The following is a 23,897-nucleotide window of genomic DNA, read 5'->3' on the forward strand; positions in this document are numbered from 1 at the left end:
GATTTTTTGATAGTTTGTACCTAGAAGCGTATGCAAGTGGATATCGGACGGATAAGGATCCCCAAGCGGATACGAAAGGATGTGGGTGACCTCTCTCCGCTCAAAGAGAGCATGAAGAAGCACGGTCTCCTCCACCCCATCATCATCTCCCGGGACTTCGATCTCATCGCAGGCTATCGGAGGCTGAGGGCCGCACAGGAACTCGGGTGGAAGACCATCGAGGTACGGATCGTGCCGATCGACGACGAGATGGGGATGCGGGAGCTGGAGATGGAGGAGAACACCACCCGGAAACAGCTCTCCCTCCAGGAGGAGACCGACGGCTATCTCCTCCTCAACGCACTCGAGCACCCCTCCCTCTGGATGCGGATCCGGCTCTGGTTCAGGAGACTCTGGCGGGCCGTCCGCAGGTGGTGGGAGAAGAGGAGGGGATGACTCAGCTCCTCCATATGGTCTCGTAGGTGTGCGGTCGTTCACAGTACTTACACACGAAGAGCCCCTCGTCGGAACGGTGGAACTCCGGGATGACGTGCTCGTGCTGATCGGGGTGTGAGATACAGTCCTCGTTGGTGCAGGAGATCTCCTCGAAGTTGTAGATACGTGGGGGCATCCCTATACGGAACTTCCGTTCGACCCGCCCCTCCTTGATGATGTTGAGGGTGCATCCGGGGGCAATGGCCCCGAGCATCTTGATGTGAGGTCTGTCGAAGGAGAGGACGTCGGGGAGGGAGATGATGCCCTTGTGCTCTCCCGTGCGATGGGACTTGTAGACGCCGTGCGAGCTGATGCAGTCGAGCCTGAGGATCCGCCGGATCTTGTCGACCTGGTCCCAGATGGACGCAGGATCCTTGCCCATCCCGATGTGGTCGATGACGATCCCGTTCTCCACCGGTTTTATCCCTACCTTGTAGTCCGGTTTCCGTCGTGGTCGGACCTCGACTTCCTGCACGAAGTCTTCGTTGAAGGTGGGGAGGATGCGAGGTGCACCCTCGAAGTCGTCTCCTATCTTCCCGGCGACCATGGAGAGGAGTACGGCCCGGGTGAAATAGCCGTTGATCGACTGTCTGTCCCAGCCGTTGAGGGGGGTTGCATCGAGGAAGTGGGGGATGGTGGGGGTCTCCCTGTGCCGCGGGAGGGGATGGTAGAACCGCGTTCCCTTCGGCAGGAGGTCCATGAACTCCTTCCTGAAGGTGACGGCCTTCCTCAGCATGGGGGCCTTCTCGAGGATGTGTTCACCCATCCGCTCGAGCTGGAGCCGGGTGAAGTACCAGATGGGGGCGATGTTCCGCTGGGAGAGGTAGGCATCGATCGAAGGGAAGCTCCGCACGGTGAAGCCTGCGAGCTCCATCTTGCGCACGTAGTGTTCGGGCATGGCGAGGTCATCGGGAGCGATGAGATCGACCTCCACCTGCCGGAAGACCTTGAGGCCGTCGACCTTGGAGTGGACGGTACGACCGTGGAAGAGGTCTCCCACCAGGGCGATGTGGATCCCGCTCCTGTCCCATCCCAGGTGTTCGAGGAACGAGAACTCGTCGAGGAACTCCTGGGTGGGGTGCTCGTGTTTGCCGTCACCTCCGTTGATAAAGGCCACGAGGTCCCTGCCGACGTCGCGGGCGTAGGCGCCCACGGCCTGCTCGAGCCACCTGCAGAGGCCCTCCTGACGGGAACGCGTGACCACGATGGTGCGTTTACTGTAGCCCACGAGCATCTTCACGGTGTCGGTGATGCTCTCCTTCTTGTTGAAGGAGGAGCTCAGGACGTTGAAGTCGTTGACCTTCACCCCATGGAAGAGGGCGGCGTTCCGGAACGATTCCTTGGTCCTCGTGCTGTCCTCCAGAAAGAAGAGGTACACCGCCATGGAAGGGTCTTCGATACGGAACTTCGAGATGTCCCCGCCTTTTTCGAAGCCCTCTTTGAACTCCCGGGCCTTGGTGTAGAGGTAGTACTGCTCGTCCACCGAGAGATCCCGTACCGTGGCGATGGTCCTTCCCCTGAAGGGATGCTCGCTCATAGGTCCTCCTCGTGAGTGGGTGTGGTCCGGCACCGAGTATGCAGCATCTGCAGGGTGAGGGTCAACGTCGGTCCCTCACTCCGTGCTCAGGCTCGAGAGTGAGACCTCGATGATCCTCCCGTCGGGCCGCTGGAGAAAGAGGCTCGTGGGTGTGAAGGTGAAGCTCGTGTAGGGTGCCACTTCCTCCCTGGTGTAGGCAAGCCGAACGAGGTTCTGGTCGAACCGGCCTACGTGCCACCTCCCCTCTTTCTGGAACACGGCATAGACGTTGCCCTCGTGTACTTCGATGAGGCTCTGGATGCTCACCGGGTCGGCGCATTCCCTCAGGATGTCGAGGGTGCGGGCGTCGACGAGGGTGAGGGTGCCGGTGGTTCCGTCCCGGGGCACGATCACGAGGTAGCCTCCGGAGAAGGGGACGGGGGTCCTCCCCACGATGGTGAGGCCCGCCCCTGCGACCGGCTCGTAGGTGGTGGTGTCAAGGAGGAGGAACCTGCTCTTCATGAGGCCCTCGGGATCGGTCACCTCTACCACGGGGACGCGCTCGGGTGCGGCTTCGGCCTGCTGGGCCATGACCTTCTCCTGGTCGCGGGCGATGTCCTCGCGCTCACGTTTCACGGCCTCTTCCTTCTTCTCGATTTCGATCTCTTTCCGGGCGATCTCGGTCTTCTCCTCCTCTATCCGGGTCTCTTTCTCGGCGGTCTCCTCCTCCATCCGGGCGATCTCGGCTTCCTTCTCCTCCACGGCCCGTTTCTCCTCGAGGGCCTGTCGTTCCTCTTCGCTCCCGGGGGGTGCCTGGGCCAGGGTCTCCTCCACCCGTGCCTTCTCCTGCTCGAGGGTCTGCTTCTGGGCTTCGAGGACGGCCTTCTCTTCCGCGAGTCGTGTCTCCTCTTCGGTCACCTCCTGCTTCTGGGCCTCGAGGGCGGCCTTCTCTTCTTCTATCTGTTTCTCCTTGATCTCGACCATCTCCTTGCGTTCCGGGATGGCCTTGTCCTCCCTGGTCTTGAGCTCCTGGATGACCTCGGGGCCGGTGAGGGCCTGGGTCTCTACGGCGGTGATGTCCGTGCGGGCCGCTCCTTCGGAGAGGGGGATGACGATCTGGCTTCCCCCGGGCCAGTCGCGGTAGTGTCGCGAGAGGCCGACGGTGTCGGTCCTGAGGTGCCGGACCACCACGGGTTTGTACATTTCCTGGAAGTACGTGATGTTGCCCCTGAGCACTGCGTTGTAGATGGTGATGAAGAAGGCGAGGGTGGCGGCGTCCTCCGGGCTATAGCCGTAGGCTTCCTGGAGGTATCCCGAGATGATGCGTCTGAGGTTGAGGATGTGGTCCACACGGGCCGAGGGGAGGATCTCCATGATGTCGGCGTCGAGTCCTACCGGGGTGGCCGGATCGACGGCGTGGATGATGCGGTACTTGCCCGCGTAGTCGGCGGTGAAGGGCGCAGTGTAGTCCCTCCCACCGGCGAGGGCGATGCCGATCCCTCTGATCTGTTCGATGGTCTCGATCTTCTCGTGCGGGCCTTCGTAGTTGACGAAGGTGACCTCCGCATCCCGGTAGGCCTCGAGTTCGTCGCGGGCGACTTCGAGGGGTGCGAGGGGCATGGCGAGAAGGAGCCCTAGGAAGAGGGCGGTGATGCGTCTCATGGGGCCTCCTTTTCCTGGTGGGTGAGTATGTCAAGCGCGGCCCTGCGGACGGCCGCGGGATACGGTCCTGTGGCGAGCTGGTGCGCGAGTCTCATGGCCTTCTCCACACCTTCCCTCCCCCTATTATACTCCACAATGCGTGAGAGTGCACCTACAAATTCGTCGAGTACGGCGGTGAGGGTGGTGCGGGGGAGTCTGTGGAGCAGGGTCTCGAGCCGGTCGGTGAGGGTGCCGTCGGGATCGAGGGGGAAGGCGGCCACCGCGGCGAGCAGGGCTTCGACGGGTTCGGGGAGGGTCTCGTACGAGAGTCCCGAGAGGATCCGGGGGAGGGCGGCGGGGTCTCCGGTGCGGGCCAGGAGGAGGTAGGCGCGGGCGCGTACCGGGCTGTGGGTGCAGGTGGTGCGGGGGTCTCCCATGCCCCCCAGGGCGAGCTCCTGGAGGAGGGGGATGAGATAGTCGAGGGTCTCGAGGGTCCGGTCTCCTTCGAGGAGACGTTCGATGAGGGAGAGGGCCCTGAGGTTGTCCTCGACGTCCGAGGAGGTGGCGAGTCTGCGGAGGGTCCGGTAGCGGGGATCGTCCTCCCACCAGGGGGGGATGGCGGGGCCTCGGGTGAGGGAGGCGGTGCCGGCGGCAGGGCCGCGTTCATGGGCCCAGAGGGGCGAGGGGCGAAGGGGTGTCGGGAGGGCGTAGAGGAGCCAGTCGCTGGTGGTGAGGAGGATGCGTCCCTGTTCGGTGAGGAGGAGATGGAGGGGGGTGCCGCGATAGGGGATGGGGGGGGCGGGTGTGAGGTCGGTGAGGGTGTGGTCGGGGGCGAGGGCGAGGATGCGACCGTCGCGCGTGGCGAGGAGGAGGGTGCCGTCGGCGGCGAGGGCGGTGAGGGAGGGCGCGATGGGTGTGCGGAGGGTATGGCGGCCGAGGGGGGTGCCGTCTGCATCGAATCGATGGATGGTGCTATCCTGGGTGATCACGGCGATGTGGCCGGGTGCGGTCCGAAGGGCGGGGGCGGCGCCGGGGGTGAGGGGACGGGTCCAAAGCGGGGTCCCGGTGGGGTCGAACTGGGTGAGGGACCGCGCGGTGAGGAGGAGGGGGCCCGTCCGGGGGGTGGGGACGAGGGCGAGGGGGGAGGCCTCGAGGGGGATGCGGAAGAGGGTGCGGCCGCCGGGGGTGAGGGCGATGAGGGTGTCGGGGAGGGCGAGGTAGAGGGGGCCGCCCGCGGTGGCGACGGGGGGAAGTACGGGGTCGGCCGGGAGGGTGCGGCGCCAGAGGGTGCGGCCGGTGGGGGTGATGCGGGCGAGGGTGCGGGGAGCGGTGAGGGCGTAGAGGGTGCCGGAGGGGAGGACGGCGGGGGGGTGCGGGGGGTGGAGGGCGAGGGTCCAGAGGGGGGTGCCCGCAGGGGTGAGGGCGAGGAGGGTGTGGGGGCGGAGGAGGAGGTAGAGGGGGCCGTGGGGGGGTGAGGCGAGGAGGGTGTGGGGGCGGGCGGGAAGGGTGGTGGTGCGGAGGGGGGTGCCGGAGAGGGAGAGGAGGATGAGGGTGCGGTCGTCGGTGGCGAGGAGGACGGCGGCGGGGGAGAGGGGCACGGGGGGGGCGGCCGCGTTCCCGGTGGCGATGTACCACCAGGGGGCGGGTTCCTCGGCGGCAAGGCCGAGGAGGATGAGGAAGAGGGGGATCCTGCGCAGGACCGACATGTGGTTCATGGTACCCTTCCGGATGGCCCGGGGCAAGGGGTATTGCCTTTTCCATGGAAACCGGTATCATAGTGGCACACAACCACGAGGAGGACGCATGCCCTACTACGGCTTCAACCTGCAGTGGATCTTCTCGCGCGATCCCGAACATCCTTCCCCAGAGCCTGCGGATGAACGAGCCCTCGACCTCATCGGGGACTGGGGATTCAACTTCATCCGGATCCCCATGGACTACAGGTTCTGGACGGAGGGATTCGACTACTTCCATCCGGACGAGCGGGTCCTCGAGCGGATCGACGCCTATATCGAGGCATGCAGGAACCGTGGGTTGCATGTCTCCCTCAACCTTCACCGGGCACCGGGGTACTGCATCAACCGTAACGACCTCGAACGCCACAATCTCTGGACAGACCGCGAGGCACAGGATGCATTCGTCTTCCTCTGGGAGGGCTTCGCCCGGAGGTACCGGGACATCCCGGGAGAGGAGCTGAGCTTCGACCTCCTCAACGAGCCGCCGGAGGAGGGACAGTACGGGTTCACCAGGGAGGTGCACGAGGCCCTCATGAGGCGGACCGTGGAGGCCGTACGGGCCATCGATCCGGATCGGACCATCGTGATCGACGGGGTGGGCGGCGGCCACCAGGCCATGCCCGAACTCACCGATCTCGGGGTGATCCACAGCGGGCGGGGGTACCAACCCATGGCCCTGACCCACTACCGTGCCTGGTGGTGGCCCGACCACGAGAAGGTGAAGGAGCGCCCGAACTACCCCGGACTCGTCTGGGAGGGAGCGGCCTGGGACAGGGAGACGCTCCGCGTCTTCTACCGCCCCTGGCTCGAGGTGGCCGCCCGAGGGGTGACCGTCCACATAGGGGAGTTCGGATGCTACAACCAGGTGGAGAACCCTACGGCCCTCCGGTGGTTCGAGGACGTGATCTCCCTCTACCGCGAGTGGGGATGGGGTTACGCCCTCTGGAACTTCAAGGGGCCCTTCGGCGTGGTGGAGCACGGGAGACCCGGTACGCGGTACGTGGAGATGGGGGGGTACATGGTGGACGTCGACCTCCTTTCGATCCTCAGGGAGGGTATGCTGAGGTCGTAGTGCACGTCTTCGTTGACCGCGGAGAGGAGAGGGGGTATAGTAAGCCGGTAGGTGAAACTCCGGACAAAGCTCATACTCGTCTTCTCGAGTCTCCTCGTCCTGCACACGGCGCTCAATACTGCGTTTGTGCTCCTCTTCTACAGTGAGCGGCTGAGGCGCACCGAGGAGGAGATCCTCACCGGCACGTGGGAGACGGTGAAGGGCTCGCTCGAGGCGCTCAAGAGGGACATGCTCAACGCCCTCGCCCTCCTCAACTCCCACCTGGAAACCCCCTCCCCCACCCTTCCCCGTCTCGCCTCGCTCATCTGCGCCACCACGCCCGCCGACCGGGTGGTACTTCTCGACCAAGGCGGCCGCATCCTCGTGGACCACTACAGCTACCGTATCCGGGAACCCTTCGCCCTCCCCTCCCTCTCCCTCTCCTCCTTCCGGTTCCCCCGCGCCCTCTACCTCCTCGCCCCCGTGCACGGCCGCCCCTCCCTCCTCCTCGTCGCCGGTTCGCCCTACCACACCCCCGCAGGATCGGGCCACGCCCTCCTCTTCACCCTGGTCGACGAGGACCGCCTCCTCGCGTGGAACCCCTCGCGGGATACCCGCGTGGCCCTCTCCACCCCCGATCACATCCTCGCCTCCCAGACTCCCCGCTTCACCCCTCCCCTCGACGCCGCCTTCCGGGAGATCCGCATAGGCAACCATCCCTTCCTCGCCTACACCCGTCTCCTCTCCGGCGAAGTCCCCGAAGGACTCTACCTCATCACCCTCCGCTCCGCCCTTCCCGGCAAGATCGACCTGCGCACCATCGGCCTGACCATCCTCGCCCTCTTCCTCCTCACCCTCCTCATCTCCGCCGCCCTCGCCGCCGGGAGCACCACCCACTTCCTCTCCCCCCTGCAGCGCCTCCTCGCCTGGCTCCCCCACGCCCAGGAACACCCCCTCCCCCCCCTCTCCTCCCGCGACGAGATCGGTCTCATCGCCCATCAGGCCTCGCACATCGTGAAGACCCTCCTCGAGGAAGAGCGGATCATCCGCGAGCAGTACCGTGAGATCGCCCGCCTCACCTCGTACAACCGCCAGATCGTCTCATCGCTCCGCGCCGGTATCGTGGTGGCCCGCCCCGACGGCACGATCGAGTTCTGCAACACCTACTTCGCCGACATGCTGGGCACCTCCCCTCCCCATATCCTCGGCCGTCTCGCCACCCCCCTCATCTCCGCCTCCTTCCACCTCCCCACCCCGGTCGAGGACCTCGACCTCTCCCGGCCCACCACCCTCGAACGCGTACGCCTCGCCTCATCGGAACGCGTCTTCACCCTCAAGATACAACCCTTCGAATCCGCCGACAGGAAAGGAGGAGAACCCAAGGCCCTCCTCGTCTTCGAAGAAGTCACCGAACTGGAGGCCCTCTGGAAAACCCTCCTCATAAGCGAACGCATCTCCGCCCTCGGCGCCCTCTCGGCAGGCCTCGCCCACGAGATCAACAACCCCCTCGGCGCCATAAGCTCCCATCTCGCCTACCTCCTCTCGGTGGAAGACGACCCGGAGCGCCGCGAATCCCTCCTCTGGATCGAAAAAGAGATCACCAGGATAGGGAACCTCGTGAAGACCATCCTCTCCCACGCACGGGGACGCACCGAGGGCCCCTGCGACGTCGACCGGACCCTCAGGGACACCATCGGCCTCCTTTCCCCCCAGGCGAGACAGAAGAGGATAGCGCTCTCCTACACCAGCACAGGCCCGCTTCCCTCCGCCCTCATCTCGGAGGCGGAGCTCAAGCAGGTGGCCCTCAACATCCTCAAGAACGCCATGGAATCCATAGGAGAAGGCGGCTCCATCCAGGTGGAGGCACGCTCCGTGGACGATGGCCTGGTCATCGCCTTCCACGACACGGGACCCGGCTTCCCCGAACCCTCGGAGGCCCACCTCTTCGACCCCCTCTTCACCACCAAGGCGGAAGGGACCGGATTGGGCATGACCATCACCCATCACATCATACAACGAGCCGGCGGGAGGATCGCGGTACGGAACCGGACCCCCTCCGGCGCCACCGTGGAGGTACGACTACGTGCAGCCGGTAGTACTCATCGTTGACGACGAAGAAGGCCTGCTTCTCGGTCTCAAGAAGTTCCTGGAAGTGCAGGGCTACCGCGTCCTTCTCGCCCGCACCGCCAGCGAGGCCCGCGAGATCCTCATCCGCCACGAGGTGGACATCGCCCTCCTCGACCTCAGGCTGGGGAAGGACGACGGGATGAGCCTCCTCGCGGAGATGGTGGCACACCACCCGCACGTGGCGGTCCTGGTGATCACCGGGTACGGCGACATCCCTACCGCCGTGGAGTGCATGCGGATGGGCGCCCGCAACTTCCTCACCAAGCCGGTGGACCACACCCTCCTCCTCTCCCTCTTGGAACGGGAGTGGGAGGACATGCGGCGCCGCGCAGAACAGCAGGCCATCCTCGAGGCCCGGTGGTCGAAGGAGGAACGCGAGCCCTTCAGGAGCCGGCACCCCCTCATGCACCAGGTGGAAGTCACCATCCAGAAGGTGAAAGACCTCGACGTCCCCGTGCTCATCACAGGAGAAACCGGCACCGGCAAGGAGGTCACGGCCAGGAGGATCCACTACGAGAGCGTGCGGAAGGACAGGCCTTTCATAGAGATCAACTGCGCCGCCATCCCCGAGACCCTCCTCGAGAGCGAGCTCTTCGGACACGAGCGTGGGGCCTTCACCGGAGCGGTGGAACGCACCCGCGGCAAGTTCGAGCAGGCGGGCCGAGGCACCCTCTTCCTGGACGAGATCGGGGAGATGAGCCTCGCGATGCAGGCCAAACTCCTCCACGTCCTGGAAGAGCGGACCTTCCACCGCATCGGGGGGAGCAGACCCCTCACCGCCGAGTGCCGTATCATCGCAGCCACCAATGCCCCCATAGAGAGACGGGTCGAGGAGGGGCTCTTCAGGAGCGATCTCTTCTACCGGCTCAAGGTCATCCACATACACCTTCCCCCGCTCAGGGAACGCAAGGAGGACATCCTCCCCCTCGCCTACCTCTTCCTCAAAGAGGCGAGACTCCGGTACCACCGCAAGGTGGAAGGCTTCACCCCAGAGGTCGAACGCGCCCTCGTCTCCTACACCTGGCCCGGCAACATCCGGCAGCTCAAGAATGTCATCACCAACGCCGTGCTCCTCGCAGAGGGACCCCTCATCGACCGCATCGATCTCCCCAGGGCTCCCGGTTCCCGCCCCTCGTTGAAGGAGGGCGAGACCCTTCCCGAGGCAGTACGCCGCCACACCCGTGAGCTCGAGCGCGCCCTCATCGAGGATGCCCTGAGGCGGACCGGTTACCACATAAGCGAGACGGCCCGTCTCCTGGGCATTTCCCGCAAGACCCTCTACCACAGGATACGGGAATACGGCCTGTGAATGTATCCCGGAGGAAACACTCCTGTTTCCATGAGGGAACAATCGGCCCCATGAAGATAAAGGAACGGAATCGAACGGAGTCATCCCAATACAATACATTACATCGAAACGAGTTGTATGGACCGTCTTCTTCATGCGATGAACACGTTTGGCATCCTTATTGCTACATCGTACACATACACCCTTTACGAGGAGGTGCACATGAGACGTATACTCACGGGACTTCTCCTCTGCGTGGTGCTCGCAGCAACGGTGTGGGCGGGTGCGCAGAAGGAGGAAGAGAACAAGGTGGAGATCTTCAGCTGGTGGACCGCAGGGGGTGAGGCCGAAGGTCTCGAAGCCCTCATCGAGGTCTTCAATCAGAAGTATCCCGAGATCGAGGTGATCAATGCCACGGTGGCAGGGGGCGCGGGATCCAATGCCAAGGCCGTCCTCGCCACCCGGATGCAGGGAGGCAACCCGCCCGACAGCTTCCAGGTGCACGCGGGTCACGAGCTCATCGACACCTGGGTGGTAGCCGGTGCCATGGAGCCCATCACCTTCATCTTCGAGGAGAACGGGTTCCTCGACAAGTACCCCAAAGGGGTGATCGACATCATCTCCTATCAGGGAGAGATCTACAGCGTGCCCGTGAACATCCACCGCTCGAACGTGCTGTGGTACAATAAGAAGGTCTTCGATCAGAACGGACTCACCCCACCCAGGACCTTCGACGAGTTCTTCTCCGTGGCGGAGACCCTCGCCGACAAGGGCATCACCCCCCTCGCACTCGGCGACAACGGGATCTGGGCCTCCACCCATCTGCTCGAGTCCGTGCTCGCGGGGAGCCTGGGTCCTGAACGGTACCGCGGCCTCTGGAACGGCACGACGCGATGGAACGGCGCCGAGACCAAGAGGGCCCTCACCACCTTCGTGCGCATGCTCGAGTACGTGAACAGCGATCACGCAGCCCTGAGCTGGGACGCCGCAGCCCAGTACGTGGCCGACGGCAAGGCGGCCATGACCATCATGGGCGACTGGGCGCACGGCTACTTCAAGTCCAAGGGGCTCAAGGTGGGGGTGGACTACGGCTGGTCGCCCTCTCCCAGCACGAGCGGTATGTTCATCATGCTCTCCGACTCCTTCGGACTGCCCAAGGGAGCCCCGCACCGGGATGCGGCCATAAAGTGGCTCACCGTGTGCGCCTCCAGAGAGGGACAGGATGCCTTCAATCCGAAGAAAGGCTCCATACCCAGCCGGATCGATGGAGACCGTTCGCTCTATGACGAGTATCTCCAGGCCGCCATGGACGACTTCGCCTCGAACGAGATCATCCCGTCCGTGGCCCACGGCGCCGCCGCCTCCGAGGCCTGGGTGACCGAACTCAACGACGTGGTCTCGGTGCTGGTGGCCGACAGGGACGTGGACAAGGCCGCGGCCCAGCTCCAGAAGATCGCCGACAAGTACGCGAAGAAGTAAGCCGGTCGAAGGGTCCGTTCCCATCCGGGGACGGACCCTCTTTCTCTACATACCAGGAAGGAGCGCGATATGCTGTATCAGCGAAGGGAACTGCTGAAGGCCGCTGCGGTCGTGCTTCCCTCGATCATCGCCGTGGGCATCTTCGTCTACGGCTTCATCATCTGGTCGTTCAGGGTCTCGGTCTCCGCATGGGATGGTATCCTCCCCAACTTCACCTACGTGGGGTTCAAGAACTACATTGAAACCTTCCAGACCCAGCGGTTCCAGACCGATCTCTGGAACACCCTCTTCTTCACCATCTTCTTTCTCGGCCTCACCGTCACCACTGGGCTCGCCCTCGCCCTGCTTTTGGAGCGGTCGGTGAAGGGGGAGGATGTCTTCAGGACGATCTACCTCTTCCCCATGGCGATAAGCTTCGTGGTCACGGGTGTCGCGTGGAGGTGGATCTTCAACCCCACGGTGGGCCTCAACGCCCTGCTGCAGAAGCTGGGTATCCCCGCGACCTGGGGGTGGTACACCGATCCGTCGACCGTGGGGCCCTTCCACGTTGCCCTCATCCCCCTCATCATCGCCGCCTCGTGGCAGTTCTCCGGCTACACCATGGCCATGTACCTCGCCGCCCTCAGGGGGATCCCCGAGGATGTCATCGAGGCGAGCATGATCGACGGGGCCACCTACTTCCAGAGGCTCACGCTCGTGATCCTTCCCCTCCTCAAGCCCATCACCCTCTCCGCACTCATCGTGCTGGGACACATCTCTCTCAAGATCTTCGACCTGGTCTACGTGATGACCGGCAAGGGGCCGGCATTCGCCACGGATTTCCCGGGCATCTTCATGTTCGAGACCACCTTCAGGGGCAACCACTACGCCCAGGGTGCGGTCATCTCCATGGTCATGCTCTTTCTCGTAGCGGTGGTGATCGTCCCCTACCTGGTGTCGGTCTTCAGGGAAGGGAGGCGCGCATGAGGACGGAGTACGCGCTCCGGCAGAAGGCGGCGGCGAAGATCCTCCTCTACCTGGTGCTCGTGGTGGGAGCCGTCTTCTTTCTCGTACCGGTGTACGTCCTCCTCGCCACGAGCCTCAAGTCCTTCGCGGAGGTGAACATCCAGAACATGTGGTCGCTTCCCCGTACCGTGTCGCTCGAGGGGTTCGCCAAGGCCCTCGAGAAACTGGGGCCGAATTTCCTAAACAGCGTGCTCCTCACGGTGCCGGCGACCATCCTGAGTGCCTTCCTGGGGTCGATCAACGGGTACATCTTCGCCAAGTGGCGGTTCCCGGGGGCGAACCTGCTCTTCGCCTTCGTGCTCTTCGGGATGTTCATCCCCTATCAGAGCATCCTCATCCCCCTGGTGCAGTTCCTGAGCAGGATCCGGCTCTACGGCACCCTGCCGGGACTCATCCTCACCCATGTGGTGTACGGAATCCCCATCACCACCCTCATCTTCCGCAACTACTACACCGAGATACCGGGATCGCTCATAGAGGCGGCCCAGATCGACGGACTGGGGCTCTTCAGGATCTACCGGCACATCCTCCTCCCGCTCTCGGCCCCGGCCTTCGTCGTGGTGGTGATCTGGCAGATGACGAGTATCTGGAACGAGTTCCTCTTCGCGGTGACCATCACCCAGAATCCTCGGGTGCAGCCCATCACCGTGGCCCTCCAGAACCTGGCGGGCAGCCAGATCGTGGAGTGGAACGTCCAGATGGCGGGCGCGCTCCTCGCCGCCCTCCCGCCGCTCCTCGTGTACCTGCTCCTGGGAAAGTACTTCATCAGGGGCCTCCTCGCAGGATCGGTGAAGCAGTGAGACGAGACGCAGCCCCGGGAACGGGAAGGGGCTGCGTTGTCTTTTTCCCTTTTTCACGATACCTTACAACGAGACGCCCGAAAGGAGGACGCGCGTGGAGCTGCATCCCGCCCTCTTCGTGGACAAGTACGAGCTCACCATGGCCCAGACCTACTTCTTCTCCGGCAGGGCCGAGCTTCCCGCCTGTTTCGACTACTTCTTCCGTACCCTCCCCTACGAAGGGGGGTTCCTGGTCTTCGCCGGGCTCGGAGACCTCCTCGAGCTCATCGAGGAGTTCCGCTTCTCACAGGAGGATCTCGCCTTCCTGGAACGCGACGGGTTCAGGAGCGAGTTCCTCTCGTTCCTCGAGGGGTTCTCGTTCAGGGGGAGTATCTACTCTTTCAGAGAGGGAGAGATCGCCTTTCCCCACGAGCCGATCCTCCGGGTGGAGGGGAGCCTCCTCGAGACCCAGCTCATAGAGACCCTCCTTCTCGCGGTGCTCAACTTCCAGTCCCTCATCGCCACCAAGGCGGCGAGGGTGCGTCTCGCGGCAGGCGAGCGCGTGGTGAGCGACTTCGGACTGCGGCGGGCCCACGGCTGGGGCGGTATCATGGCGAGCAGGGCGGCGGTGATAGGAGGGTGCGACAGCACCTCCAACATGGAGGCGGCCCGGCGCTACGGGATCCCGGCGGTGGGGACCATGGCCCACTCGTTCGTGCAGAGCTACGACGACGAGCTCGAGGCGTTCAGGGAGTACGCGCGGCACAATCCCGACTCGTGCATCCTCCTGGTGGATACCTACGATACCCTGGGAAGCGGGATCCCCCACGCCATCACGGTGGCGAAGGAGCTCGAGGCAGCCGGTCACAGGTTGCGCGGGATCCGGATCGACAGCGGCGACCTCGCCTACCTCTCACGAAAGGCGAGGAGGATGCTCGACGAGGCGGGCCTCACCCACGTGAAGATCGCGGTCTCCAACCAGCTGGACGAGCGGGTGGTGAAGAGCCTCCTTGAGCAGGGCGCTCCCATCGACATCTTCGGCGTGGGCACCAGGATGGTGACTGGTCAGCCGGATGCGGCCCTGGACGGGGTGTACAAACTCTCGATGTGCGCAGGAAGGCCGCGGATGAAGATTTCCAACACCATCGTGAAGACCACGCTCCCGGGCCGCAAGCGCGCGGTGCGCTACGCCAACGGGGACGGGGGATGGGTGGCCGATGGGATACTGCTCACGGACGAGGAGGGGACACACACCATCCACCACCCGTACGAACCGGGCAAGAAGCTGTGCGTGAGGGACTTCGAGACCGAGGAGCTCCACCACCTGGTGATGGAGGAGGGCCGCCGTGTGGGGCCCGCACCCACGGTGCAGGAGATCGCCCGGTACGCGAGGGAGCGGCTCGCCGCGCTCCCCCCCGAGTACAAGCGTTTCGAGTACCCCCACATCTACAAGGTGGGGGTGAGCAGGGCCTTGCGACACCTGCGGGATGAGCTCATGGCGCCCTACATCTCGCGTGAGGAGGAAGATGTATGAGAGCGCTCATCGTCGTGGACGTCCAGAACGATTTCGTCCCGGGAGGTGCCCTTCCGGTGCCGGAAGGCGATGCCGTCATCCCGGTGATCAACCGCCTCATGGGCCGGTTCGACGTGGTGGTGGCCACCCAGGACTGGCACCCTGCCACACACAAGAGCTTCGCATCGAATCATCCGGGGAGGAGCCCCTACGAGGTGATCACCCTCGCGGGCCTCGAGCAGGTGCTCTGGCCCGATCACTGCGTGCAGGGATCCCCGGGCGCGGAGTTCACACCCGGGCTCGACCTCCGTCCCGTGGAGGCGATCGTCCGCAAGGGGACGGATCCCGGGATCGACAGTTATAGCGGGTTCTACGACAACGGCCGGAAACGGAGCACGGGCCTCGCCGGGTACCTGCGGGAGCGGGGGGTGAGGGAGGTGTACGTGACGGGGCTCGCCGGCGAGTACTGCGTCTTCTACACGGCCATGGATGCGGCTGCCGAGGGATTCGCCACCTTCGTGGTGGAGGACGCTACCAGGCCCCTCAGCGCGGAGGGCTTCGAGAAGGCTGTGGTCCGCATGAGGGAACAGGGGATCACCATCCTACGGTCAAGGGACGTGGGCTGACCACACCCCACGTCTTGCACGGAGGAAGGGGCTCCACGTTTCTCCCGCGGTAGAGAGCATGAGCATCTATCCCTTCTTCTTCCTCTTCTCCTCGTCGGGTGCATCGAAGACCACGACCGTGCCCGAGATATTGATCACATCCCCCGGTTCGAGCTTCTTGCTCGTCACCGGCTGATTGTTCACCGTGAGCTCTGCGTCGCCCTGGATGGTGTACTGGCCCCGATCCGGATCGTAGTAGATGGTGGCCGCCTGCGGCCTGAGCGAGGGGTTCCCTGTGATGGTGATGTCGGCCGTGGCATCGCCACCTATCACGGTCTTGGTCCCTGCGAGGGCGAACATGCGTGTGCCCATGCCGGGGGCACCGAAGAGGAGCTGGAGTCCCGCCCGAGTCGTCTCCTTCTCCAGCTTGAAGAGGAGGAAGAAGGCCCACACACCGATCGCGAGGAGCATGAGGACCAGGGCGTACCACGGCACACCGCTGGATGCGCTGCCCAGGACCGTGCCGGCGTAGTAGTACTGCTCGTCGGAGGTGCCGGAACCCTTCAGGGCTATACGCACGTACCTCCGTTCACCGGGGAACATCGCCGCATAGTAGGCGACCGCGTATTCCTGGAGCACCTGCTCCTGGATCGCAGTGTACACCGAGGCGAGCTCGAGGGCATTACGCGCATCGAACACCCTTCCCCCGGTCTCGGAGGCGAGATCCCCTATGAGTCTGTCCTTCTCGGTACCGAAGTGGATCACGTAGCAGGTGATGCCGTAGCGGTGGGCGAGATCGACCGCGGTCCCGGGCGTTGCGGGACTCTTCTCAGGATCCACCGGAAAGTTCTCACCATCCGAAAGGACCACGAGCACCCGACGTCGCCCCTCCTCCTCGAAGCTGGTGAGGGCTTCTTCCATCGAGCGGTAGAGCTCTGTATAGGCCTGCTCGCGAGAGGGCCGCTCGATCGCATCGAGCTTCTCGAGCACCAGGGCCGGATCGTCGACGATCGGTTGAATCATCCGATAGGTGCGGTTGAACACCGCGAGCCCCACCCTGTCCCGCTCGGAGAGGAGCGGAAGAAACTCACGGATCGCCCGCTTTGCGTGGGTGATCCGCATCCGGTCCGGATCTTCCGTGGGCGTGCCGTCGAGAGCATCCCACATGCTCCCCGAGGCGTCGAGCACGAGGAGGAAGGATATCCCTTCCTCTCGGTTCACGCCCCGTCGCAGCGAGCGCACGGGCAGGAGGCGCCACGAGGCGCCGTCGGGAGATTCTTGTGCCGTGATGTCGGCGGCGGTGAGCACTTTCCCTCCCGGAAGGTTGTCCACATAAAAGTAGGCCCTCACCGTCTGGGTGAACAGGAGCGAGGAGGTGTCCACCTGGGTGATGGTGAGCGTCTGCGAGGAGAGCGCCCCTCCCATCAACATCCCGGCCACCAGCATGAACGCATAGCGTACCTTCATACTCCCCTCCTACACAAATATGCCGTAGATGAGCTTGGCTTTGCCAAAGGCGATGACATCCTCTCTCCTGAGCTGGGCCTCTTCCACCGTCCGGTCGTTCACCCTGAGGGATGCATCCCCCTCCCTTCGGATCACCACCTTCCCCTTACGCATCATGATCCAGGCGTGTACCGGGCGTACTTCTCCGTATCCCCTGAGCACGATGTCACACTTCGGATCGGAGCCGAGGCTCATCTTCGCCTTCACCAGATGGTACTCCTTGTTCTTGAGCGGCCCTGTGAGGACCTTGAGCGCACCCCACGAGAACCGGTTCTCGAAGAAGGCATAGAAGAAACTCAAGAGAAGTCCGAAGAGCACGAGCCCTCCGAGAAGCGCCCAGGGACTTCCGGGAAAGGAGAGCTTGAAGGCCTGGAGGGCAATCCCCCCCACGAGGCCTCCGGCAAGCCCGCCTGCGATCCCCACCCCGAGCTTGCGCAGGGATCGGGACCTGAACCCCTCGGTGAGGGCCACCAGAAGGCCTATGAACCCCCAGCCGAGCCCGCTCGCGAACATGAGTCCCGCCTCCCGGCCCCGTTCCCACCCCGAGAGCACTCCTTCGGCCACCACGAAGAGCACCTGCTGGCCGAGGAGGATCCCCAGCGCGCCACTCGAAAGGCCGAAGATCGCACCCCAAAGCAGCCCGAGAAGCCCCTTTCTGCGCGAGGAGACCACGATTCCTTCGAAGGAACCGAAGACCGCACCGAAGACGAGGCCGAAGAGCATCCCTTCGAGCAGTGAGAACACGAGATAGCTCGAAAAGGTCGTCTGCAGGCTCTCCACGAGGAGCAGGAGGGGCCACACCACGACCCCCCCCGCCACCCCCAGGAGCATCATCACGAGACGTTTCATCATGAGCGACATGACTATTCCTCCTTCATGAGCATGAGTCCACTCTCCCCTTCACGCACCGAGAGCCGCACCTCTCCCTCGGGGGGAAGAAGGAAGACCAACCTCGCCTCTTCCTCTCCCTTGCGCACCATGGCCTCATATCGACCGGACGGAAGGTCCCAGACCCCTTCCCCTCCGCGGTAGGCAGAGAGATCCACCCACCCGAGATCCTGTCCCCCTGCACGTACCCGCTCCTTCCCGTCGAGAAGGAACCTGACCCCCTCGGGCGCCGAGAGCACGAGCCTCCCCGGTTTCGGCACCAGGGCGGCGGAGAGGATAAGCTCGTCCTGCCCCGGGCGTATGAGGAGGGAGAAGACCTCGGGGTAGTACCCCGCCGCCTCTGCCCGGAAGCGCCACACGCGTCCGGTCACCAGTCTCTCTGCCTCCACCTCATCGATCGGTACCCAGCGACCGTCGAGGAGCACGAGGAACCGCACCCCTTCCAGGATCCTCGTGTCGCTGAGGGCGTCACGGGCTACACCCTCCACCCTGAGCGGACGCTCGGCCACCTCGCCCACATCCACGAGAAGCGGAGGATGCTCACCTTCGGAGAGAGGAAGGATCTCCCAGGAATACCAGTACACCCTGTGTTCCACCATGAGTTTGAGACGGTAGGCCCCTGGCGCCACGTAGAGGGGACGAGACGAGAAGACCAGGTTTTCCCCCTCCTCCCTCGCAAACTCGAAACGCAACGGGGGATAGGGTGCAGGCGGGATCTCGTTCCGGTCGTTGATGAAGAGCACCCCCTTGAGGAAGAGCTCCTCCGGCTCCTTCACCCCGACCGGCACCCGCACCTCCACGGCAAGGCGCCCGTACCGTGAGGTGAGTACCGTCTCCTGGATGAAACCGGTCCACCATCCCGCATACCCCGCACCTCCCAAGAGGAGCACACCGAATGTGAGAAGCGCCGCCACAAGCCCCCCCCGCCTCCGTTGCCTGAACTCGGGCTCGGGGATCGCAGGCTGGAGCACCATGGCCGAGAGCGTATGCCTGAGTTCGGCCTCATCGAAGCGCGAGAGGTAGCGCTCCACCATCCGGATGATCTGGGCCACATCCTGGAACCGCCTCCGGGGATTGGGATTGATGGTCCTGCGGATGATCCTGCTCACCGTGCGGGGCACATCGGGATTGAGCTTCTTCACCGGGAGGTAGCGCCCCTTCTGGATCATCATGATGGTCTCGGGAGCGAAGTTGCCGGGAAACGGACGCTTACCCGTCACCATCTCATAGAGCATCACGCCGAGGGCGTAGATGTCGGCCCGTTTGTCCACGTGTTTCGCATCCTTGAACTGCTCGGGCGGCATGTAGGAAGGCGTGCCGAGGGTCATCCCCTCTCGGGTAAGATCCTCCTCCTCGTCGCTCTCAATCGCGGCGATACCGAAGTCGGTGAGCTTGACCTCCCCCTCCTTGGAGATGAGGATGTTGGCCGGTTTGATGTCCCTGTGCACGATACCGCGGTCGTGCGCGTACTTGAGGGCATAGCATACCTCGCGCAGGATGTAGAGCGCGAGGGGAGCGGGAAGGTATCGCCGGTGCTTGATGAGCACGTCCACGGCCATTCCGTCCACGAACTCCATCACGATATAGTGGGAGCGTCCCTCGGTGAAATAGTCGTACATGTGGACGATCCTCTGGTCCTTGCAATCCAGGAGGATCTTCGCCTCACGTTTGAAGCGTTCGATGACCTCCTTCCTCCCCTTGAGGGCGAGCTTCTTTATCACCACGTGGCGCTTGAGCACAGGGTGGAGGGCCTTGTACACCGCACCCATACCGCCCCGAGCGAGGAGTGAGATCACCTTGTAGTTGCCTATCGCCTTGGGCTGTTCCGCCACCACACCCTCCTTCACTGGATGTCGACGAGATCGGTCTCGGGATCGAAGGCTCTGTCGGGCATCACCACCGCCACCCCCCAGCGCGAAGGATTGTGTACCTGGATGTACCGCCCTCCCGCCCGCTCCATGTAGGCACCGGAGACCGGCCGGTGCCCTCCGAAATACACGGCATCGGGCACGTCCGGAAGGTAGTGCGCGAGCATCCCCTCCACGCTCCCCTCGTCCGCGGCCTCGTTGTCCGTCCAGGTGAGGCCGTAGATCACCTCGGGATAGAGCCGCATGTTGATCACCACCTCCTCGTCGTACACCTCGGCAGGCTCGGCGTGGGAGGCGAGGAAACGTCCTCCCACCGCGAGGAGAGGCAACGCCTTCTCGAACCTCGCATACGTGTGGAGGAAGTCCTCGCCGTAGAACCGGAGCACGTACTCCCTCACCATCTCGCCTTCGAAGGCGTACTTCCTGAAAGGATGGTTCCCTTCCCCTTCCTCGTTGAGGATGTTCTCATGGTTTCCCTTCAGAAAGTGGAAGCAACGGGGAGCGGCGAGCTTACAACGCATCACCATCTCCATGAGCGCGAAACTCTCCTTCATCTCCTCGTCCATGGCCTTGCGCACCCTGAAGGCGGTGGCGTACTCGTCGAAGGCCTCCTTCCACCGCTCCCTCCCCCTCCGCTCCGAGTGGAACCCATCGCCCAGGCAGAGCACCTGTATGCGCCCCTCCTCGAGCATCTCCCCCACCCGTCCGGCCCCCAACAGCCGGGCGTGCATGAGGGCGTGGAAGAAGTCGTACCTCGCGTGCAGGTCGGGCACGATCACAGTGGGGAGCTCCGGATCGAGGTACACGAGCCCCCCACTCCGACCCTCTACATCCCGCGGTCGGTACACAGGGGGCTCACCCTCCAACAGAGAGAGGCTCTCCTCCACCAGGGCAAGGTAGGCATCCCGTTCAGGAAGGCCGTCCCTGACCCGTATCTGGTCCAGCACGTCAAGGAGCGACATCAGTCAATCACGGTCTTGTTGATCTCTGCAAAATCCTCGCTGAGTTCCTGGATCACCTGGGTGAGCAGTTCGTCCTCCTCTTCGGCCGGCTTCTCCTCGGAGAACACCGCTATCTTGTAGACCGGAGAACTCTGCTGGATAGGCCCCCGGGAGAACTTCACCACTGCATCGGTCTCCACATCCTCGGCGAGGTCGGAGTCCTCCTTCACGGCACTGTCGGGCACATCGGTACGCAGACCGATGGAGGTGTACTCCACCCTCCGCTTCCCTTCCTTGAGCGGCCCTATGGAGAGAAGCGATCCCGAGTAGGTGAGCACGAGGAGCCCGCGCGGATCGTCCTTCCCGAAAAACGAGACCTCTTCGAACCGGTGTTCCTGGAGCGCCTCCTGAAAGGCCTTCTCCTTTTCGACCCAGGCCTTCGCGAGCTTCTCGTAGGTCTCATCCTCGAGAGGAAGACCCGTGGTCTTGGCCATCTGTTTGATGTGTTCCTGAATCACCGGCGCAAGAGAATTAAAGACTTCCATACGAACCTCCTTCCATTGTATACTATAGCGTATTCTATCACATTTTTCTTGAAAAGGGGGTAACATGAATACATTCGACCGTCTCCCTTACGAAATACAGCGTCAGATAGAGATGCTGCTTCAAGAGCAAGATCCCGCGGTACGGGACGAACTGAAAGAGCGGTACGCGCTCGCGTGGGAAAAGAAGTTCCAGCTCTTCACGAGCCAGACACAGAGCCTCGGCATGCAGATGCTCGGCCGCGTGGAGGCGGACGATCCGAGAGGCCTCATCATCCTCACCTATTCAGGCTCGCTCATCAGCCTGGGGCCGGTCCGCGAAGATCGGAGGTGGCTCGAGTACGCCTCCATCAAGTTCCGTTCCGACGTGCCGGAGAGCATCCGCGCCGAAGACGTACGCCTCGCAGCACCTGTGGAGGAAGGGAAGACCGCCTCTTTCGAGGGATCGGCCCTCAAGCAGAGCTCAGCGGTCTACAAGATAGCGGTCTGTGATCCCTCGCTCGCCCCTGCAGAACAGGAGCGAAGGGTGAGGGAAGCAACCATCTACCTCACCAACGGGTTCGTGAAGATCAACAGGTCCACCATGCCCGCAACGCCCACTGAGATCGACCACTTCACCCTCCGAACCATCACCTCCTACCTCTCCCGCCGGCACGGCCTTCCCCAGAAGGCGGTGAAGGAACTCCTCGCCGACTACCTCACCCTCGTGGAGGCCGGCGTGCTCATGGGCGAGCGGGTACGCCTCGGGAACCTCGGATCCTTCAGCCTCACCGTACGCCCCCCACGCAAGGCACGGGTCATGCGGCACCCTGCCACGGGTGGAGAGATCCTCGTGCCCGCACAGCCTGCAATCGCCGTTCCCCGCTTCAAGCCCTCACGCTCCTTCAAGGAAAAGGCCGCCTCAGTGGACATCTCTCCTCTCAGCCCCGCCGAAGAACCATAGAGGAAGGTGACCCGAGGGTACGTGTCACATCACGATGAGATTCGTTTTGCCGATGGTGACCACATCCCCCGGCGCGAGCTTCACGTACTTGTCAGGGGGAATGCGGACGCCATTGAGATGGGTACCGTTCGTACTGTTGAGGTCCTTGAGGAAATACTCGTTTTTGATCTTCTGGATGAAGGCATGATACCTGCTCGCGAGCTTGTTGTCGATCACCACATCGTTGTCCGAGGCGCGGCCGATCGTGATCTTGGTGACGATCGGAAGCCGTTTATTGCCGAAGATGAGACAGTAGTTCTTCTCGCGCTTCTGGATGGATCCCAGCCGCTTCCCCACCGGACTGGAACCGATGATGGTATCATCCCCCATACTGAGTACCAGTATACTGCAGTTTAGAGCATCGCACAAGGAGGACTATCTCTCTCCGCCTCCCAGTCGTTCATACGCCTCCAGGATGAGCTCCTCGGTCTTCTCCCACCCTATGCACTCGTCGGTGACCGACACACCGTACTCCAGTTGGGAAAGGTCCTCAGGGATCTTCTGGCACCCTTCGTGGATGTTGCTCTCGAGCATGAAGCCGATGAGGGAGGTGCGCCCCGAAAGGCGCTGGTCGAGAAACGCCCGGAAGACGCGCTCCTGGCGCACGTAGCGTTTGCCTGAATTGGCGTGGCTGCAGTCGATCATGATGGCCGGCTCGAACCCCCCCTCGCGCATGCGAGATTCGGCCTCCTCCACGAACTCCTCGTAGTAGTTGGGGCCCTGCCTTCCTCCGCGAAGGATGATGTGCCCGTGTGGATTGCCCGTGGTGCGGACGATGCAGGTGCGCCCCTCCTGGTCGATTCCCAGGAAGTTGTGTGGGTGCCTGCTCGCCTTGAGGGCGTTGATCGCGTTGTCGATGCTGCCGTCGGTGCTGTTCTTGAAGCCAACGGGCATGGAGAGACCGCTCGCCATGTCGCGGTGCGTCTGCGACTCCGTGGTCCGCGCCCCGATGGAGGCCCACGAGATGAGGTCAGCGATGTACTGGGGCACGATGAAGTCGAGAAGCTCGGATCCCGCAGGGAGCCCCATCTCATTGATCTCCAGGAGGAGCCTCCTCGCCTCCCTGAGGCCGTAGGCGATATCGCCCGAGCCATCGAGATGGGGATCGAAGATGAACCCACGCCATCCCACCGAGGTACGCGGTTTCTCGAAGTAGACCCGCATCACGAGAAAGAGTCGATCCTGGACCTTCTCGCGGAGTGCAGCGAGCCGACGTGCGTAGTCCAGGGCCGCCACAGGGTCGTGGATGGAACAGGGGCCCACCAGGCCTATGGGACGGGGGTCCTGCTTGGTGAGGATGCTCACGATGGTCTTCCTCGCCTCCACCACCGTGGTGAGGGCCTTCTCTGTGAGGGGAAGGGCCTCCTTGAGCTCCCTGGGTGGGATGAGCTGCTCAAAGGCGTGGATGTGAAGGTTTTCAGCCTGCTGAGAGATGCGGGTCACCATGACGTTCCTCCTCTCCTGATTCTACCGGAAGAAACCCACTCGCACAACCCCTCTAGGAGAACCAGGAAGACCACACCTCGGGCACATAGCCCGCGGTGATACGCGTCCCCTCCCGCACGACGGGGGTCCGGAGGGCACCGGGGTGTTCGAGGAGGAGCTCCTCGAGGGAGACCTCCATGAATGCGAGGCGCTCACGGTAGAGCCGGGACTCTGTATCGATCACGTCATTCCCCAGGGCCTGGGCGATCTTCCTCGCCTCCCCCGGGCTGAAGGGCCGTTCGGTGAGATCGAAGAACTGCACGGGGATGCGACGCTCCTTGAAGAAGCGGATCGCCTTCTGCGTGTTCCTGCACTTTCTGGTACCGTAGACGATGATGTTCACCTCGCACCTCCATATGCACACCATACCTCAAGTTCGTCTCAAAAGTGAAGGTGAGACATCCTCAACTCTCTCTTCAAGAAGGAGATGCGCTTCTCACACCCCGACCATTGACACACTATATATACTGT

Annotated in this window: 21 protein-coding genes; 10 read left to right on the forward strand and 11 right to left on the reverse strand. The window is 63.3% G+C overall.

Annotated features, from left to right (window positions below; genetic code table 11):
- The first annotated feature begins 30 nt into the window (after nt 1-30).
- On the forward strand, nt 31-435 hold the full coding sequence (locus SPITH_RS07365) for a ParB N-terminal domain-containing protein (RefSeq protein ID WP_014625039.1): 405 nt from the start codon (nt 31-33) through the stop codon (nt 433-435).
- A gap of 1 nt (nt 436) precedes the next feature.
- Here SPITH_RS07365 and pyrB read toward each other — a convergent pair whose 3' ends face one another.
- The 3 genes from pyrB to SPITH_RS07380 form a co-directional block, all read right to left on the reverse strand.
- The gene (gene pyrB / locus SPITH_RS07370) at nt 437-2,011 is read right to left on the reverse strand and encodes an aspartate carbamoyltransferase (protein ID WP_014625040.1); all 1,575 of its coding nucleotides are present in this window, start codon (nt 2,009-2,011) and stop codon (nt 437-439) included.
- A 75-nt stretch (nt 2,012-2,086) separates the two neighbouring features.
- Nucleotides 2,087-3,652, reverse strand: a complete 1,566-nt coding sequence (locus tag SPITH_RS07375) for a P83/100 family protein (protein ID WP_014625041.1) — start codon at nt 3,650-3,652, stop codon at nt 2,087-2,089.
- Nucleotides 3,649-5,337 (reverse strand): outer membrane protein assembly factor BamB family protein, encoded by a 1,689-nt coding sequence (locus SPITH_RS07380; protein ID WP_218915781.1) that lies wholly within the window; start codon nt 5,335-5,337, stop codon nt 3,649-3,651. Before SPITH_RS07380 ends, SPITH_RS07375 begins: the two co-directional genes overlap by 4 nt.
- Before the next feature lie 97 nt (nt 5,338-5,434).
- On the opposite strand from SPITH_RS07380, the gene SPITH_RS07385 reads away from it, so the two are divergent.
- The 8 genes from SPITH_RS07385 to pncA all read left to right on the forward strand — a co-directional run bounded on the left by SPITH_RS07385 (nt 5,435) and on the right by pncA (nt 15,235).
- Nucleotides 5,435-6,439, forward strand: a complete 1,005-nt coding sequence (locus SPITH_RS07385; RefSeq protein WP_014625043.1) for a glycoside hydrolase family 5 protein — start codon at nt 5,435-5,437, stop codon at nt 6,437-6,439.
- 51 nt (nt 6,440-6,490) lie between these two features.
- Nucleotides 6,491-8,527, forward strand: coding sequence for a sensor histidine kinase (locus tag SPITH_RS07390; protein WP_014625044.1), 2,037 nt, complete (start codon nt 6,491-6,493; stop codon nt 8,525-8,527).
- Nucleotides 8,502-9,854, forward strand: coding sequence for a sigma-54-dependent transcriptional regulator (locus SPITH_RS07395; protein ID WP_014625045.1), 1,353 nt, complete (start codon nt 8,502-8,504; stop codon nt 9,852-9,854). Before SPITH_RS07390 ends, SPITH_RS07395 begins: the two co-directional genes overlap by 26 nt.
- A gap of 201 nt (nt 9,855-10,055) precedes the next feature.
- Nucleotides 10,056-11,312, forward strand: coding sequence for an ABC transporter substrate-binding protein (locus SPITH_RS07400; RefSeq protein WP_014625046.1), 1,257 nt, complete (start codon nt 10,056-10,058; stop codon nt 11,310-11,312).
- Nucleotides 11,313-11,381: 69 nt separating this feature from the next.
- Complete coding sequence (locus SPITH_RS07405; protein ID WP_014625047.1) at nt 11,382-12,278, forward strand: carbohydrate ABC transporter permease; 897 nt, start codon at nt 11,382-11,384, stop codon at nt 12,276-12,278.
- Entirely contained in the window at nt 12,275-13,117 is an 843-nt protein-coding gene (locus tag SPITH_RS07410) for a carbohydrate ABC transporter permease (protein WP_014625048.1), read from the forward strand. The genes SPITH_RS07405 and SPITH_RS07410 overlap by 4 nt, the downstream gene beginning before the upstream one ends.
- Nucleotides 13,118-13,211: 94 nt before the next feature.
- Nucleotides 13,212-14,630: a nicotinate phosphoribosyltransferase gene (locus SPITH_RS07415; RefSeq protein WP_014625049.1), complete on the forward strand. Its 1,419-nt coding sequence runs from the start codon at nt 13,212-13,214 to the stop codon at nt 14,628-14,630.
- Nucleotides 14,627-15,235, forward strand: coding sequence for a bifunctional nicotinamidase/pyrazinamidase (gene pncA, locus SPITH_RS07420; protein WP_014625050.1), 609 nt, complete (start codon nt 14,627-14,629; stop codon nt 15,233-15,235). The genes SPITH_RS07415 and pncA overlap by 4 nt, the downstream gene beginning before the upstream one ends.
- Before the next feature lie 66 nt (nt 15,236-15,301).
- On the opposite strand, the gene SPITH_RS07425 is transcribed toward pncA, so the two are convergent.
- Genes SPITH_RS07425 through SPITH_RS07445 form a run of 5 tightly spaced genes read right to left on the reverse strand, consistent with a single transcriptional unit; the run spans nt 15,302 to nt 20,962 of the window.
- Nucleotides 15,302-16,681, reverse strand: coding sequence for a VWA domain-containing protein (locus SPITH_RS07425; RefSeq protein WP_014625051.1), 1,380 nt, complete (start codon nt 16,679-16,681; stop codon nt 15,302-15,304).
- A gap of 9 nt (nt 16,682-16,690) precedes the next feature.
- The gene (locus tag SPITH_RS07430; RefSeq protein ID WP_014625052.1) at nt 16,691-17,581 is read right to left on the reverse strand and encodes an FHA domain-containing protein; all 891 of its coding nucleotides are present in this window, start codon (nt 17,579-17,581) and stop codon (nt 16,691-16,693) included.
- 2 nt (nt 17,582-17,583) lie between these two features.
- A complete protein-coding gene (locus SPITH_RS07435) occupies nt 17,584-19,440 on the reverse strand; it encodes a serine/threonine-protein kinase (RefSeq protein ID WP_014625053.1) in 1,857 nt (618 codons plus the stop codon).
- Between the two features lie 11 nt (nt 19,441-19,451).
- A complete protein-coding gene (locus SPITH_RS07440) occupies nt 19,452-20,438 on the reverse strand; it encodes a metallophosphoesterase (RefSeq protein WP_014625054.1) in 987 nt (328 codons plus the stop codon).
- Nucleotides 20,438-20,962: a hypothetical protein gene (locus SPITH_RS07445; protein WP_014625055.1), complete on the reverse strand. Its 525-nt coding sequence runs from the start codon at nt 20,960-20,962 to the stop codon at nt 20,438-20,440. The genes SPITH_RS07440 and SPITH_RS07445 overlap by 1 nt, the downstream gene beginning before the upstream one ends.
- Nucleotides 20,963-21,026: 64 nt before the next feature.
- On the opposite strand from SPITH_RS07445, the gene SPITH_RS07450 reads away from it, so the two are divergent.
- Nucleotides 21,027-21,902, forward strand: a complete 876-nt coding sequence (locus SPITH_RS07450; protein ID WP_014625056.1) for an HU family DNA-binding protein — start codon at nt 21,027-21,029, stop codon at nt 21,900-21,902.
- A 24-nt stretch (nt 21,903-21,926) separates the two neighbouring features.
- On the opposite strand, the gene SPITH_RS07455 is transcribed toward SPITH_RS07450, so the two are convergent.
- From SPITH_RS07455 to SPITH_RS07465, 3 genes are read right to left on the reverse strand one after another with little or no spacing between them, the layout of a single operon-like run.
- A complete protein-coding gene (locus tag SPITH_RS07455; RefSeq protein ID WP_014625057.1) occupies nt 21,927-22,271 on the reverse strand; it encodes an FHA domain-containing protein in 345 nt (114 codons plus the stop codon).
- A 45-nt stretch (nt 22,272-22,316) separates the two neighbouring features.
- Entirely contained in the window at nt 22,317-23,387 is a 1,071-nt protein-coding gene (locus SPITH_RS07460) for a 3-deoxy-7-phosphoheptulonate synthase (RefSeq protein WP_014625058.1), read from the reverse strand.
- A 52-nt stretch (nt 23,388-23,439) separates the two neighbouring features.
- Nucleotides 23,440-23,769, reverse strand: coding sequence for an arsenate reductase family protein (locus SPITH_RS07465; protein ID WP_041624255.1), 330 nt, complete (start codon nt 23,767-23,769; stop codon nt 23,440-23,442).
- Between the last annotated feature and the right edge of the window lie 128 nt (nt 23,770-23,897).

It is taken from the genome of Spirochaeta thermophila DSM 6578 (genome assembly GCF_000184345.1).
Lineage (GTDB): Bacteria > Spirochaetota > Spirochaetia > Winmispirales > Winmispiraceae > Winmispira > Winmispira thermophila.

Bases quoted from the DNA above. Each gene is read 5' to 3' on its own strand.
- SPITH_RS07365 (WP_014625039.1), top strand. From the start codon at position 31: ATGCAAGTGGATATCGGACGGATAAGGATCCCCAAGCGGATACGAAAG.
- pyrB (WP_014625040.1), bottom strand. From the start codon at position 2,011: ATGAGCGAGCATCCCTTCAGGGGAAGGACCATCGCCACGGTACGGGAT.
- SPITH_RS07375 (WP_014625041.1), bottom strand. From the start codon at position 3,652: ATGAGACGCATCACCGCCCTCTTCCTAGGGCTCCTTCTCGCCATGCCC.
- SPITH_RS07380 (WP_218915781.1), bottom strand. From the start codon at position 5,337: ATGTCGGTCCTGCGCAGGATCCCCCTCTTCCTCATCCTCCTCGGCCTT.
- SPITH_RS07385 (WP_014625043.1), top strand. From the start codon at position 5,435: ATGCCCTACTACGGCTTCAACCTGCAGTGGATCTTCTCGCGCGATCCC.
- SPITH_RS07400 (WP_014625046.1), top strand. From the start codon at position 10,056: ATGAGACGTATACTCACGGGACTTCTCCTCTGCGTGGTGCTCGCAGCA.
- SPITH_RS07405 (WP_014625047.1), top strand. From the start codon at position 11,382: ATGCTGTATCAGCGAAGGGAACTGCTGAAGGCCGCTGCGGTCGTGCTT.
- SPITH_RS07410 (WP_014625048.1), top strand. From the start codon at position 12,275: ATGAGGACGGAGTACGCGCTCCGGCAGAAGGCGGCGGCGAAGATCCTC.
- pncA (WP_014625050.1), top strand. From the start codon at position 14,627: ATGAGAGCGCTCATCGTCGTGGACGTCCAGAACGATTTCGTCCCGGGA.
- SPITH_RS07425 (WP_014625051.1), bottom strand. From the start codon at position 16,681: ATGAAGGTACGCTATGCGTTCATGCTGGTGGCCGGGATGTTGATGGGA.
- SPITH_RS07430 (WP_014625052.1), bottom strand. From the start codon at position 17,581: ATGTCGCTCATGATGAAACGTCTCGTGATGATGCTCCTGGGGGTGGCG.
- SPITH_RS07440 (WP_014625054.1), bottom strand. From the start codon at position 20,438: ATGTCGCTCCTTGACGTGCTGGACCAGATACGGGTCAGGGACGGCCTT.
- SPITH_RS07445 (WP_014625055.1), bottom strand. From the start codon at position 20,962: ATGGAAGTCTTTAATTCTCTTGCGCCGGTGATTCAGGAACACATCAAA.
- SPITH_RS07450 (WP_014625056.1), top strand. From the start codon at position 21,027: ATGAATACATTCGACCGTCTCCCTTACGAAATACAGCGTCAGATAGAG.
- SPITH_RS07455 (WP_014625057.1), bottom strand. From the start codon at position 22,271: ATGGGGGATGATACCATCATCGGTTCCAGTCCGGTGGGGAAGCGGCTG.
- SPITH_RS07460 (WP_014625058.1), bottom strand. From the start codon at position 23,387: ATGGTGACCCGCATCTCTCAGCAGGCTGAAAACCTTCACATCCACGCC.